Raw genomic sequence first — 14,185 nt, forward strand, 5'->3', positions numbered from 1 at the left:
AGATGAAAAATTTTAGTTTAGTAATACTTGCCCTTGCAGTTGTGCTGTCTTTTTCTTCGATTTTTGTTGTACAAGAAGGCGAGAAGGCAATCGTTCTGTTATTCAGCAAAGTTGAAAAAGATAGTAATGACAACGCGGTGGTATATGGTCCAGGATTACACTTAAAAGTGCCTTTCTTTAGCCAAGTACGTCGTTTAGATGCACGTATTCAAACGCTAGATGGTGCACCAGATCGCTTTGTAACAAGTGAGAAAAAAGATTTAATCGTTGATTCATATGTAAAATGGCGAATTAATGACTTTAGTGCTTTTTATCTTCGTGCTCGTGGTGATAAGCAATATGCAGAAACACTACTAAAGCAAAAAGTGAATAATGGCCTGCGTACTAACTTTGGTTCTCGTACTATCAGAGAAATTGTCTCAGGTGAGCGTAGTGAACTGATGGAAGAAGCATTAGTACAAGCTTCTGAAAGTGCACAAGAGCTAGGCATTGAAGTACTTGATGTGCGTGTAAAGCAAATTAACTTACCGCAAGAAGTGAGTAGCTCAATCTTCCAACGTATGCGAGCTGAGCGTACTGCGGTAGCTAAAGAGCACCGTTCTGAAGGTCAAGAAAAAGCTGAAACGATTCGTGCCGAAGTGGACCGTCGAGTCACAGTTATGCTTGCAGATGCTGAGCGTAATGCGCGTACTGTTCGTGGTCAAGGTGATGCAGATGCCGCTGCTATTTACGCGAATGCCTATAGCAAAGATGCAGAATTCTTTGGTTTTGTGCGTAGCTTAGAAGCGTATAAGAAGACTTTCAAAGATAAACAAGACGTGATGGTGCTTTCACCAGATAGCGACTTCTTTAATTATATGAAAGGTACAAAAGCACAGTAACTAAAATTTGTGTGATGAAAAGCCCTGCATTTTGTAGGGCTTTTTTGTTTCTGTGAATGATTAATTTTCATCCTCAACTTTTTTATAAACCTCTGTTCTGCCTGTAGTTGTTGAATTATTAAAGAAGGTAAAAATTCAGGCGCAGAAAAAATAAGCTAAACGGGGTGATCTTTCACCTCGTTTTCTGATAAAATCTCGTCCTAATTTTTTCTAAGTGAATTTGCAATGGGTAAAAACGTTGTTGTACTAGGCACCCAATGGGGTGACGAAGGTAAGGGTAAGGTAGTTGACCTCCTTACAGACAAAGCATCTTTAGTAGTTCGTTATCAAGGTGGTCATAACGCAGGCCATACTCTGGTAATCAACGGTGAAAAGACGGTTTTACACCTTATTCCATCGGGTGTATTACGTGACAATGTTAAGTGTGTGATCGGTAATGGTGTTGTTTTATCACCAGAAGCATTAATGAAAGAAATCGGCATGCTAGAAGAGCGTGGCGTACCAGTACGTGAGCGCTTATTAATCAGCGAAGCATGTCCATTAATTTTACCTTTCCACATTGCATTAGATTTAGCCCGTGAAAAAGCACGTGGCGATAAGCCAATTGGTACTACAGGTCGTGGTATCGGTCCAGCTTATGAAGATAAAGTAGCACGTCGTGGTTTACGTGTAGGTGACTTATTCAACCCTGAACAGTTTGCTAGCAAGCTTAAAGAAGTATTGGAATACCATAACTTCACATTAGAGCATTACTACAAAGCTGAACCAGTTGATTTCCAAAAGACATTTGACGATGCAATGGCTATCGCAGATATCTTAAAAGCAATGGTTGTTGATGTTACTGAGCTTCTTGATCAAACTCGTTTAGCTGGTGATAACATCTTATTTGAAGGTGCACAAGGTACATTACTTGATATCGACCATGGTACATACCCGTACGTAACATCATCAAATACGACTGCTGGTGGTGTAGCAACTGGTGCTGGTTTTGGTCCACTACACCTTGATTACGTATTAGGTATTATCAAAGCATACACGACACGTGTAGGTTCAGGTCCTTTCCCTACAGAGCTTTATGACGGTCTTGATAAACAAGATCCAGTTGGTAAGCACTTAGGTGATAAAGGCCATGAGTTCGGTGCAACGACAGGTCGTTTACGCCGTACAGGTTGGTTAGATGCAGTAGCAATGCGCCGTGCAGTTCAAATCAACAGCATCTCAGGCTTCTGTTTAACTAAACTAGATGTATTAGACGGTTTAGAAACATTAAAAATCTGTACTGGTTACCAGTTAGAAGATGGCACTGTAACGAACGTTACACCATTAGCTGCTGAAGGTTACGAAAAAGTAACGCCAGTATACGAAGAAATGCCTGGCTGGTCTGAAAACACAGTAGGTGTAACGTCAGTTGATCAATTACCACAAGCGGCACTTGATTACATCAAACGTATTGAAGAAATCACTGGTGTTCCAGTTGATATTATCTCTACAGGTCCTGACCGTGTAGAGACGATGGTATTACGCAACCCGTTTGCATAATTGCCATAGTGACTAAAAAAGCTGCTTCGGCAGCTTTTTTTGTGCCTAAAATTCACTCTGGAATGATAATTGTATATTATTTGCTAAGACCGACTTTTTTTAAGTGATTTTGATGCGTGTTTTATTGCCTTTAACATTACTCTTTTCCAGCCTGAGCATGGCTGAAGAGCCCATTGCAGCAGTACCTCTGTACTCAGAGAGCGAGTTAATTGGCTTGATCAATAAAAATGCACACCTAGCACGTGTAAAGGCAGATGATTGCCAGTTAGTACGAGATATCGAAGCACGAGCCAATAAAATGGCACTACCATCGTATCAGTTCTTGTATGGTGATATGTTAGCTTATGCGGTGTGTGTAGACCGCAATGTAGAATTAGGGGTTTATTATATGCGTCAGGCCGCTCAACAAGGGCTAAGCGCTGCATTAGAGCAACTTGGCCGCTACTATGATACAGGACGGCTCGTACAGCAAGATAAAGCCATGGCGGTAACCTATCTGCGTGAAGCGTCTGCGCAAGGCAACTTAAAAGCGCAAATGCGTTTAGTAAATCTGTTTAACCAAGGTTATGGCAGTCCACGTGATTATGAAGATGCCTACCGTTGGTTATTTCATTCAATGGTTGCTGATAAAGCTACTCACAAAAAAATCGAAAACTTACTAGCGAAGCTTGCCGAAAAGATGCCAGATAGCGTCGTTGAGCGCGCGCGTTTACCTATGTAGAAACATACAAATAAAAAGGCCAACTGATGCTGGCCTCTTGTTATACCAATCCGCAATAATACTTAATCATTTTGAGGGATTAAACCTGTCGCTACCTGCGTTAAAAATTTCTCATTTAGAACAACTRAATAACGAAATTTTTGCCTTGTTATCAACAAGATTTTCTTGCCTCAAAATAGACTAYTTAATTAAGCGAATTGGTATTATTTCTCTTCTTTACTTTCTTTTGGTTTGCCGTTGTTTGGGTCTTTTAACACCGACAACTTAGGTGGTTGTAGCGCAACGATACGCTCACCTACTTGTGGTGTCTTTTCCATACTTGTCGTAAATGGGCGAATTTTAATTGGTGAATCGTCATCATCATTTTTTTCACCACTTAAAATGAACAGTGGTATTGCTTCGCTATTGATCTCTTTGTATTGCTCCCAACTAAATTCCTCAGAAATGCGAGTTGCACTGACTTTGCCGCCTTTGGCTATTAAGCTACTTAAGCGAGCGTACGCACCATTGTCTCCAAACAAAATCTGACGTGATAAGAACGTCGCACTGTCTTTGTTTGCTTTAGCATGGTTAGTTGAAGAGCGCAGTGAAAACACGTCTTTTTCGTCGAGTAAATGCGAGAAATATTGCACGCCCAATGCGTTGTGATGACGGTTAGGCGATAGCGCTAATACGCTACGAATCGTCGTTAATGGTAAATAACGCTCTGCATGTTCTGATTGCGGGTTACCATAGTAACAAGGTAAGCCGTCCATGCGCGCCATTTTACAGTTTTCCCATGCAGGATCAGACAAGTGCACCGGAATGTTTTGATCTTTTAAGCCACAAGCAATAGCACGTGCTACATGGTTTGCACCAATAATTAATATGGTATTTGGAGCAGGCTGGCGTACTTTTAATAGTTTAGCTAATGGCGTTGCTGTCAGGCTTTGTAGTACCACTGTTACTATGATCACAGTGAATATGAGTGGCACTATTTTTTCGGCGTCGGCAATGCCTGCTTCTACCATACTCAAAGCGAATACAGAGCCTACCGCTGCTGCAACAATGCCTCGTGGCGCAATCCACGATAGCACTAAGCGAGACTTTAGCGGTAAATCGGTTTTAAAGGTTGATATTGCAATACATGCTGGACGTGCCACGAAGAGCACGATAGCTAAGAAAATAAATACATCGCTATGTAGCATCATTAAATCAGATAACTGTAGGCGGGCTGCAAGTAAGATGAATAGCGATGAAATTAAGATCATCGAAAGGTCTTCTTTAAACTCAAGTACTGAGTCAATTTCGAGCTCATCTTGATTAGCAAGCCAAATACCAAATACGGTTACAGCCAATAGACCAGATTCATGACTTAAGTGGTTAGACACAGTAAAACTAATTAAGACTAAAGCTAAAATACCAAATTTATGTAATTCGAAAGGGAGCCATTCGCGGCGTATCAGTAATGTAGTAAGCCAACCTGCAACCACACCAATTGTTAAACCCACCCCTAAAGTTTTAAATAGGGCGATAATGGTATGGCTTAGTACTTCGCCTTGACCTACAAGCATTACAGCTTCGAATACGAGTACAGCGAATAATGCGCCAATTGGGTCTATTACTATGCCTTCCCAGCGTAAAATACGATCGATATCTTGAGTAGGTCTCATAGAGTTTAACAGCGGTGCGATAACCGTAGGACCAGTAACGACAAGAACTGCACCAAGTACAGCGGCAACCCGCCAATTCAGCTCTAAAATCCAATAAGCACTTAGGCTTACCACCAAGCATGTTGTGATCATCCCGATGGAGCAGAGGTTGCGAACAACCTTGCCGATACCTTTGAGCTCTCTAAAGTGCAGGGTAAGTGAACCCTCGAATAAGATCACCGCTACGCTTAAAGAAACCACAGGAAATAATAAATCCCCTAACAGTGCGTCAGGTTCAAGCACACCACTAAATGGTCCAAGTATTAAACCTGTTAGTAGTAAAAATAAAATAGCCGGTACACGAAACGCCCATGCTACCCACTGTGCTAATACAGAGCACAAGGCGATCCCTGCTATATAAATTGCTGACATAGAATGAATTATCCTTTAGTTACTACTATTTAAAAAATACCAACACCTTAGATAATCGTGTTTGAAGACGATAAACAGCCGCTGAACTTTTAAAAAATACTTATCTATTAAAGCCTACTCACCGTCATGGATACAAGCAAACTTGTTGCTTCAAATACGATTTTAGTCGTTATTACTACTTTTTGGGCTATTTTGAAAACAAAAATCTGATTTGTTAATGAAAAATCATCAGGTCGAAGATGTTGCGTCCTAAGTTGCTGTTAAAAAAAGTCTATTTTTACCATTTATGGTAAGTATAAAAGCCATGATTACTTTTTACACTTGATCTTTGACCCTGATTTCCCGTATTATATTTCGTGTTCAAACAATTTGATATCTAAATATTTATAAGCGTTGTCTTATACTTTCAGAGTTCTACCTCTAAATAATCAATTGTTTGTAACAGTTTTAGTGTTTTATACACTTTGTTTTCTAATTAAATAGAAATGAGCTTGTTAGTGTTCAGTGTGTATTTATTACGTGTTGAATAGAATTAAAGTTCATTATCTGGTCAATGTTTAGCTCCCATCGTGGCAGCTAAATCTCGGTCATACAATCTACACCCTATCTGTTGGTGTACCAGATTGTATAGGCTCTATGTATGTTGTTATTAATAAAAGCCGCACACAGCTTTTTACAGCGATACATAAACAACACTTATCTTTTTTTATCAACTTATGGTTTATAACCGTTTGGTCTACTGACTGAATAAAAGTTGTGCTATATCTAATCGCAGTATTTGCGTGGCGTAGTCGTGTGCATAGATAAGTCGTTTGGCAAAGTGATAATAGTCAGTGCGTTTAGTTGTGCTAAACGCGAGTCTTTTAATCAGTGGCAAATTGGCACTGAACAGATAGTAAAATGGAAAGTTGAACAGTTATGCAAAAGTTAAATTGGCGACGTATAGTACTAAAAGTAGGTAGCGCATTAATCGCACCCGAACAAGACGGGTGTCGCTCACGTTATTTACTGACCATTGCACAGTTCATCGTTCGCTGTCGAGCGCAAGGTATCGAAGTGATTTTAGTATCATCAGGTTCGGTAGCTGCTGGTTCGCATTTATTCCCAGAACAAGAAAAACGTTCAGTGACGATGAAAAAAGCAATGGCTGCTGCCGGTCAAACAGAAATGATGGCAATGTGGGATCGATTTTTTGATTTTCCTTCGGCACAGATTTTATTAACCCACGGTGACTTACGTGACCGTGAGCGTTACACCAGTATTCGTGAAACAGTTTTCACCTTACTTGAACATGGTGTATTACCTATCATTAATGAGAATGACACGGTAACGACCGATGATTTAAAAGTTGGCGACAATGATAACCTGTCGGCAATGGTCGCCGCAGCTGCGGATGCAGATGCATTGATGATTTTTTCGGATGTTGATGGTCTTTATGACAAAAATCCGAATTTACATGAAGATGCTGTGTTGCTTCCTAAAATTGAAAATATTGATGAATCAATTTATGCCATGGCCGGTTGTGCAACCAGTGCCGTTGGTACAGGTGGTATGAAAACGAAAATCGAAGCGGCTGAAAAAGCCACTTCACATGGTATTACAACTTTTATCTTAAATGGTTTTAAAGAAGAGACGTTTAATCGACTACTAGCGGGTGACAACCCAGGTACTATCTTCACACCATATGAAAAACCAATGCAAGAGGCTGTGCATTGGATGACTCACACAGCGAATGAGCAAGGTGAGGTTGTAGTTGAAGGTTCATTTGATGAATCATTAAAAGATGAAGACGGCTGTATTCGTAGCGACGAGATCGTTGCGGTGCACGGAGAATTTGGCGTAGGCGATACTATACTAGTTCGTAGTGATGATGGTACGCGTCTAGCAAAAGCAACAGCGAATTACAGTAGCTGTTTATTGAATTTTATTGCTGACAACGAGCAAAGTGAATTTAGCGAAAAAATGCAAGATTCAATCGGCCCAGTTGTTTCAGAGAAAGATATCGCATTATTGGAGAAGTCATGAGTTTAATTACGGATATTTCGAGTCAAGCTGCCAAAGCTGCAACCCAGTTAGCTTTACTTGATACTGCTACTAAGAATCAAGTTTTAGCTGAGATGGCACAGGCATTACGTGAAAGCAAAGCCTTTATCATCAAAGAAAACGAAAGCGATTTAGCGGCAGCACGTGATAATAACCTTGCTGCATCTATGATTGACCGATTAACGCTTAACGATGAGCGTATTGAAGCGATGGCTGAAGGTATTGAAGTCATTGTTAGTCTCGATGATCCTGTGGGTCAATTACGCGAAATTTCAGAGCGCCCGAATGGTATCAAGATCAGCAAGATGCGCGTACCACTTGGTGTTGTGTGCATGATTTATGAAGCACGTCCAAATGTGACGGCTGATGCTGGTGCATTATGCTTTAAATCAGGTAATGGTGTTATTTTACGTGGTGGTAAAGAAGCACTACGTAGTTCACAAGCGATCGCTAGTGTGATGCACAAAGTACTTGAGAAGCATGGTTTACCAGCAGCGTTGATTTCAGTGATCCCAGATCCAGACCGTGGTCTACTAATGGAACTGATGCAACAACGTGACACTATTGATTTAATCATCCCGCGTGGTGGTGAGGGTTTAATTAATTTTGTAACAGAAAACAGTACCATTCCAGTAATTCAGCACTTTAAAGGTGTTTGTCACCTTTATGTCGATAAAGACGCTGATCTGAATGTCGCTATCAACTTATTATTAAATGGTAAAACTCAGCGTACCGGTGTGTGCAATGCCCTAGAAGGTTTAGTGGTACACCAAGATATTGCAGATGAGTTTTTAAATCTATGTGCAGTGGTACTTCGTCAAGAAGGCGTAAAAGTAAACGCAGATGCTAAAGCTGCTGAATATTTTGATAATGCTACTGTGCTTGCTGATGATGAATTTGGTGAAGAGTATTTAGATTTAGAAATCGCAATCAAAGTTGTGCCAGATTTTGCTGGTGCAATTGATCATATTGCTAAGTTTGGTTCAAACCACACTGAAGTGATTTGTACTAAAGACCAAGCTGCGGCTGAGCTATTCCAACGCAGCGTTGATGCCTCTGTTGTGATGGTTAATGCGTCATCGCGTTTTTCTGATGGTTCACAGCTAGGTCTAGGTGCTGAGATTGGTATTGCGACAACTAAGCTACATGCTTACGGTCCAATGGGTCTTGAGTCACTTACGACTGAAAAATACTTAGTGAATGGCGAAGGTCAAATTCGTGAGTAACCGATAACAAGTGATCATTTTAAAAGCCGGGCTCTGCTCGGTTTTTTTATGTCTAAAACAAGTTTACTTTAATAAAGTAAAACGTATAAACGACTAGAAATATAAAAATTGGTTAGATAACTTAGCTTTGATTATTAAATTCGGCAGGTTGCCTAAAGAAAGGTAGGAAAGTGGTGGAGCTAAGCAGGATCGAACTGCTGACCTCCTGCGTGCAAGGCAGGCGCTCTCCCAGCTGAGCTATAGCCCCACATTCCTAAAATACAGGATGCTTAAGTCTTGCGTCTCAAGCGGGGTGAACTTTAAATATTTTTACATATTTGGTCAAGTATTTTTTTTAAAATGTTCGAATTTTTACTCTATTGTTTTATTTTTGGTAGACTAAAGCGCATTCACTGTACAAGGCTTATCCAATAATGAAAAAAATAGCATGGCTTTTGGTTGTTTTACTTACCGGTTGCGCAAGCCAAGGAGAAGCACCTCCATTTGAAATTAATAATAAGCAGTTTTATGAAAAAAATGACGACCAAGGCAATAAAATTTTTGCCTATGTGGTGTCAGTTAAAGCACAAGGAAGACAGCCAATTAACCTTGATAAGCCAATGACACGCAGGCAGTTTAAAGACTTTGCCGAGCAAGAAGTATTTGAAGAATCGAGCAACTTAAAACTTATGCTCGAAGATCAAGCGGTCGAATTATTAAATAAAGAACTTAAAGAACGGAAGTACTGCGACGATAAACACGTTATTGACGAAGTATTATGGCGTGATTTAAGTGTGCAATTACGAGGACGTTGTTTGTAAATGTATGCAGATAAAAATAAGTTAGCTGCTACGCTAGCTCAATTAGATATTAACTATGATGTGATTGAGCATCCACCGTTACATGGTAGTTTAGATGCCGATAAATTTATGCTCGATAGACCGGGCACACGATTAAAAAACCTGTTTTTACGAGATAACGAAGGCAAGCGGCATTTTTTAGTGATCACTGCCCATGACAAGCAGCTTGACTTAAAAGCCATTGCTCAGCAGCAAGGGTTATCTCGTTTAGGATTTGCATCTGATGAGCGGTTAGCGCGTTATCTGAAAGTGCCACCGGGCTGTGTTTCTATGCTGGCACTTTTAAACGACAAACAAAATAATGTTACCCTTTGGCTAGACCAAGAAATTTGGTTCAACGAGCTTTTTCATTGTCACCCTTTTGAAAATACCGCGACATGGTTGATGAAAAAAGATGACTTAGAGCTATTTTTTGCAAGTACCGGGCATCAGCCTCGTATCGTATTTCTTCCAGCCAAATAAACTAAGCTTAAACCCACTAAGCAAACTAAAAGTAGCACGGTCATAAAGGCAACTTGGCCGTGTTGCTGATATACCAGTCCAGGCAATAACGAACCGAGTGCGCCACCGCTGTAATAAAACGATACATAACCCCCATTGGTGACACTTGCAGGTGCACTGCTGATTTTATTTACTAATGGCGCCGCACTTGAGTGGATCACGAACATTGCGCCACAAAAGCCGGTAAAAGCAATAACAAAAAGTATTAACTGCTGACTCATCAGTAGCACCATGGTCAGACTATAGAATACAAATACCCAAGTTAATAAACGCCAAGGTGTTGATGACTTTCGTAACAGCCAAGGTGTAGCTATGGATGCGAGTGCACCAAGCAAGTAACCGCTGTAAACCAGCCCGATATCTCGGGTATTAGTGATAGCAAAACTGTCTTGTAGGATGAAAGGTAAATAATTCAATAGCGCTGCAAAGCAAAAGAACATACAAAAAATCGCTCCATATAGCTTTAATACCTGCGGATCTTTTAATTGTTTTAGATACAACAGAGGCGATTTGGCTGCATGAATGCTCGCACCTTTGCTTGATTTTGGAATGGTGATTGCAAACAATACTAACCCTAACGCAATCACATAATAAAAGCTTTGCCAGCTCAAAAAGTCAGTAAATAAGGCCGCGAGTATACGTCCAAAGTAACCGCCGACGATGGTGCTGCCAATGTATAGGGTCATATTACGCTGTAATTGGTCGGCCTGATAAGTTACACCAATATAACTGGTCATGGCTGTGAGAGCCGCTGGGAGAGTGAGCCCTTGAATAAAGCGAACCAGTAATAGCAATTCAAAACTAGGTGCTAAGGTAAAAGCGACACAGCTTATTGCTAGCACAAACATAGCAATCTTTAAAATTGTTAACGGATTTCGTTTTGCTAAAAATAAGCCATACACTAAAGGGGCGATAGCCAATGGCAGCATGGTCGCTGTCATTAAGCTACCTGCAGTGGCTGGCAATACAGAAAAATAGTTGGCAAATAATCCAAGCAAGGGTTGTGGGGCGTATAAAACAAAGAAAATAAATACAGAGCAAAGTAACAAATGTCGCAGCTGCATTTTAAGCTCCCGAGAGGAAAAGCCCTAGCTTATCGGGTACAGGGTTTTTTACAAGTTCAAAGGCGACTAAAATTATAAATCTTGCGTTAAATCAATATGTCATGATTTCATCGCGTGTTAATCTCACTGCAATATACTCGATTGCTGTGAATCAAGTGGGCTCAGTACTGTTATTTGTTGGCAGAGCTGATTAAAATAACCCTAATACGCATTAATAAATTGGAATTTCGTCATGGGTTCATTACAAGAGCAATTACTTAAGGCTGGCCTTACTACGTCACACAAAGCTAAAGTAGCCAAAACAGAGAAGCGCAAGCAGCAAAAGAAGAAAAAGAAAGGCGCAACGAGTAATCCTAGCGATCTACAAAAACATATAGAGCAAACTAAGCTAGAGCAACAGAAAAAAGCTGATGAGCTTAATCAAGCGCGTTTAGAAGAGCAGAAACAACGTGAGCAAGTGGCTCGCGTTAAGCAGATTTTAGAGCATCACAATCAAGAAGAGATCCGTGGAGATCGTACATTTAACTTCACTTATCAAAATAAAGTGAAAGAGCTCGAAGTAAACGAAAAAACACAGAAGGCCCTAGCTGGTGGCCGTTTAGCAATTTGTGTTTTAGAAGGCCAATTTTTTGTACTGGAAGACGAACCAGCACGAAAAGTCGCTGAAGTCAGCGAAGATTATATAGTGTTCCATGTTGAGCCTGAAGATAAGCAAAAGGATGAAGATGATCCGTATGCTGATTTTGAAGTGCCTGATGATTTAATTTGGTAGTTATTGTTTCGATTGCCATTACAATTTTCGGGTGCAATATTGTTAAATCATGGTCTACACTAAAGAAAATGTTTAATAACCCGTCAAAAAAGAGAAGATACAAATGAGCAAGATCACGAAAATTTTATGTGGGGCTGGCATTGCAATGGCTGCAAGCCTATCTTTTAATACTATGGCTGCCGATGGTGCAACACTTTACACAGCTAAGCTTTGTCAAACTTGTCATGGTGCAGAAGGTAAAGCACCTATCATGCCTCAGTACCCTAAGTTAAACGGTCAAAATAAAGAGTACTTACTAGCCCAAATGAAAGATATCAAATCAGGTGCGCGTAGTAACGGTATGACTGCTGCAATGAAAGCGATGGTTGCAAATGTATCTGAAGAAGAAATGTCTGCAATTGCTGATTACTTATCGCAAGTAAAATAAGCGCTAATTGAGTGAAAAAGGCCACATCAATTGATGTGGCCTTTTTGTATCAACTATTGATCATCCATTAATAGTAATTTAGACTTCTATACATCTATTTGTGCAGTGTCACATATACAAGGTTTTCCATGTTTGACTTACCAAAACTCGATTTAAAAAATAAAGTATCTGAACAAGAATGGCAGCTACGTGTTGATCTAGCTGCATGCTACCGTTTAGTTGATCATTTTCGATGGGGTGATTTAATTTACACCCACCTATCGGCGCGTTTACCAGGCACAGATCACTATTTAGTTAATGCATTTGGTTTAAGTTTTGACGAAGTGACTGCATCAAATCTTGTGAAGGTAGATTTAGCTGGCAATATTCTTGATGACACGCCGTTTAAAATTAATCCGGCAGGTTTTACCATTCACAGTGCTATTCATGAAGTACGTGATGACGCTCACTGTGTAATTCATTTACATACAAAAGAGACCATTGCCGTTGCAACGCAAGAAAAAGGCCTGTTACCACTAAGCCAATACTCAATGTTCTCATTACCATCATTGTCTTATCATGGCTACGAAGGGTTAGCGGTAAACAGTGACGAGAAAAAGCGTTTACAGGATGACTTAGGCACCACTAATCACATGCTATTGGTTAACCATGGTGGCTTAACCGTGGGACCAACAGTAGGTGATGCCTTTATGCGCTTTTATGATTTGCAGCGCGCCTGTGAAATTCAATTGGCTATTCAAGCCAGTGGCCAAACGGCAATCCCAGTACCACAACCTATTATCGATAATATTTATAATCAAGCGAATGTCGTGCATAGCGGCAGCACCGGTGGCCAGTTAGCTTGGCCAGCAATGCTACGTAAAGCTTATCGTCTTGATCCTAGTTTTGCTCAGTAAGGAGTAGCCATGAAAGTTAATCGCGTCGAAGTGTTCGATATTCATTGTCCAGAAAGACCAGCTTGGACACCTGTTTTTGTGCGTATTCACACTGATGAAGGTATTAGCGGTGTGGGGGAAGCGGGTCTTGCTTATGATTTAGGTCATAGCGCAGCAGCGGCAATGATCAAAGAAATGGCTGATGCCTTTTTAATTGGTCATGACCCATTTCAAACAGAAAAACTGTGGTCACGAATGCTACGCGAAAGCTTTTGGGGTTTAGGTGGTGGTCCTGTTGTGTATGCAGCAATGAGCGCCATTGATACTGCGCTTTGGGATATAAAAGGTAAAGCATTAGGTTTACCTGTTTATCAGCTATTAGGCGGTAAAGTTAACGATAAGCTACGTACTTACGCATCACAATTACAGTTTGACTGGGACAGCGAATTTAAAGCGCTTGTTCACCCAGAAGAATACGCAGAAGCAGCGCTTAAGGCGATGGCTGAAGGTTATGATGCGGTAAAAGTTGATCCAATTCAGTACGATAAAAACGGCAATACTTATTATGATCGTACTAACATTATTTCTCGTGCAGAAATGAAGTTATATCGTGCGCGTATGCAAGCTATTCGTGAAGCGGTCGGTGACGAAGTTGATATTATTTTTGAATGTCACAGCTTACCAGGTGCGACATCAGCAATTCAAATAGGTGAGATTGCTGAAGAGTTCGATTGTATGTATTACGAAGAGCCAGTGAACTACTTAAATCATTCATTACATGCAAAAGTTGCCGACAAAGTTGCCGTGCCAATTGCGGGCGGTGAACGTTTGTATAATCGCTGGGGTGTGCGTCCATACCTAGAAGATCAAAGTATTGATGTACTACAGCCAGACTTAGGTCTATGTGGTGGTTTCACAGAAACTAAAAAAGTGTGTGATTATGCAGATATTTTCGATGTGCGCATTCAAGCTCACGTGTGTGGTGGACCAGTAGCAACCGCAGCTTCGTTACACCTAGAAACCGCAATTCCTAACTTCTTAATTCATGAACATCACACCTATGCGATTAAAAAGTGGAACCGTGAGTTATGTATTCAAGATCCACAGCCTAAAAATGGTTTCTTCCAAGTATCAGAAGAGCCAGGGATCGGTATTGAGCTGAATGACGAAGTTGTTATGCGCTCACAGCGTGTTGAGATTAAGTAACAATCGATAATACTATTAAGTTAAATAT

The 14,185-nt window shown here is 40.5% G+C and carries 13 protein-coding genes and 1 tRNA gene; 11 read left to right on the forward strand and 3 right to left on the reverse strand.

Going from position 1 to position 14,185, the window contains the following annotated elements:
* Positions 1-2: 2 nt before the first annotated feature.
* The 3 genes from hflC (at position 3) to L1D46_RS06640 (ending at position 3,141) form a co-directional block, all read left to right on the forward strand.
* Positions 3-881, forward strand: coding sequence for a protease modulator HflC (gene hflC / locus L1D46_RS06630; RefSeq protein ID WP_130050384.1), 879 nt, complete (start codon positions 3-5; stop codon positions 879-881).
* A 225-nt stretch (positions 882-1,106) separates the two neighbouring features.
* Positions 1,107-2,420 carry an adenylosuccinate synthase gene (locus L1D46_RS06635; protein ID WP_130050385.1) on the forward strand — a complete coding sequence of 438 codons (1,314 nt, stop codon included), beginning with the start codon at positions 1,107-1,109 and terminating at the stop codon, positions 2,418-2,420.
* A gap of 112 nt (positions 2,421-2,532) precedes the next feature.
* Positions 2,533-3,141, forward strand: coding sequence for a tetratricopeptide repeat protein (locus L1D46_RS06640; RefSeq protein ID WP_239977132.1), 609 nt, complete (start codon positions 2,533-2,535; stop codon positions 3,139-3,141).
* A gap of 203 nt (positions 3,142-3,344) precedes the next feature.
* On the opposite strand, the gene L1D46_RS06645 is transcribed toward L1D46_RS06640, so the two are convergent.
* Positions 3,345-5,204, reverse strand: a complete 1,860-nt coding sequence (locus tag L1D46_RS06645) for a sodium:proton antiporter (protein ID WP_167658408.1) — start codon at positions 5,202-5,204, stop codon at positions 3,345-3,347.
* 918 nt (positions 5,205-6,122) lie between these two features.
* Here L1D46_RS06645 and proB point away from each other — a divergent pair.
* Positions 6,123-7,229 carry a glutamate 5-kinase gene (gene proB / locus L1D46_RS06650; protein ID WP_167658407.1) on the forward strand — a complete coding sequence of 369 codons (1,107 nt, stop codon included), beginning with the start codon at positions 6,123-6,125 and terminating at the stop codon, positions 7,227-7,229.
* The gene (locus L1D46_RS06655; RefSeq protein ID WP_130050389.1) at positions 7,226-8,473 is read left to right on the forward strand and encodes a glutamate-5-semialdehyde dehydrogenase; all 1,248 of its coding nucleotides are present in this window, start codon (positions 7,226-7,228) and stop codon (positions 8,471-8,473) included. Before proB ends, L1D46_RS06655 begins: the two co-directional genes overlap by 4 nt.
* 171 nt (positions 8,474-8,644) lie before the next feature.
* Here the strand turns inward: L1D46_RS06655 and L1D46_RS06660 are convergent.
* A tRNA-Ala gene (locus L1D46_RS06660) sits at positions 8,645-8,720 on the reverse strand.
* Positions 8,721-8,886: 166 nt separating this feature from the next.
* On the opposite strand from L1D46_RS06660, the gene L1D46_RS06665 reads away from it, so the two are divergent.
* Both L1D46_RS06665 and L1D46_RS06670 read left to right on the forward strand, forming a co-directional pair.
* Positions 8,887-9,273 (forward strand): hypothetical protein, encoded by a 387-nt coding sequence (locus L1D46_RS06665; protein ID WP_130050390.1) that lies wholly within the window; start codon positions 8,887-8,889, stop codon positions 9,271-9,273.
* Positions 9,274-9,774: a prolyl-tRNA synthetase associated domain-containing protein gene (locus L1D46_RS06670; RefSeq protein ID WP_130050391.1), complete on the forward strand. Its 501-nt coding sequence runs from the start codon at positions 9,274-9,276 to the stop codon at positions 9,772-9,774.
* Here L1D46_RS06670 and L1D46_RS06675 read toward each other — a convergent pair.
* Positions 9,741-10,877, reverse strand: a complete 1,137-nt coding sequence (locus L1D46_RS06675) for an MFS transporter (RefSeq protein WP_130050392.1) — start codon at positions 10,875-10,877, stop codon at positions 9,741-9,743. The genes L1D46_RS06670 and L1D46_RS06675 overlap by 34 nt on opposite strands.
* 232 nt (positions 10,878-11,109) lie before the next feature.
* On the opposite strand from L1D46_RS06675, the gene L1D46_RS06680 reads away from it, so the two are divergent.
* From L1D46_RS06680 to L1D46_RS06695, 4 genes are all read left to right on the forward strand, one after another.
* Positions 11,110-11,649 carry a DUF2058 domain-containing protein gene (locus L1D46_RS06680; protein WP_239977134.1) on the forward strand — a complete coding sequence of 180 codons (540 nt, stop codon included), beginning with the start codon at positions 11,110-11,112 and terminating at the stop codon, positions 11,647-11,649.
* Between the two features lie 103 nt (positions 11,650-11,752).
* A complete protein-coding gene (locus L1D46_RS06685; protein WP_130050394.1) occupies positions 11,753-12,076 on the forward strand; it encodes a c-type cytochrome in 324 nt (107 codons plus the stop codon).
* Between the two features lie 128 nt (positions 12,077-12,204).
* Positions 12,205-12,972 carry a class II aldolase/adducin family protein gene (locus L1D46_RS06690; protein WP_130050395.1) on the forward strand — a complete coding sequence of 256 codons (768 nt, stop codon included), beginning with the start codon at positions 12,205-12,207 and terminating at the stop codon, positions 12,970-12,972.
* A gap of 9 nt (positions 12,973-12,981) precedes the next feature.
* Positions 12,982-14,157, forward strand: a complete 1,176-nt coding sequence (locus L1D46_RS06695; protein ID WP_167658405.1) for a mandelate racemase/muconate lactonizing enzyme family protein — start codon at positions 12,982-12,984, stop codon at positions 14,155-14,157.
* The last annotated feature ends 28 nt before the right edge of the window (positions 14,158-14,185 follow it).

It is taken from the genome of Pseudoalteromonas sp. Isolate3 (assembly GCF_022398505.1).
Lineage (GTDB): Bacteria > Pseudomonadota > Gammaproteobacteria > Enterobacterales > Alteromonadaceae > Pseudoalteromonas > Pseudoalteromonas apostichopi.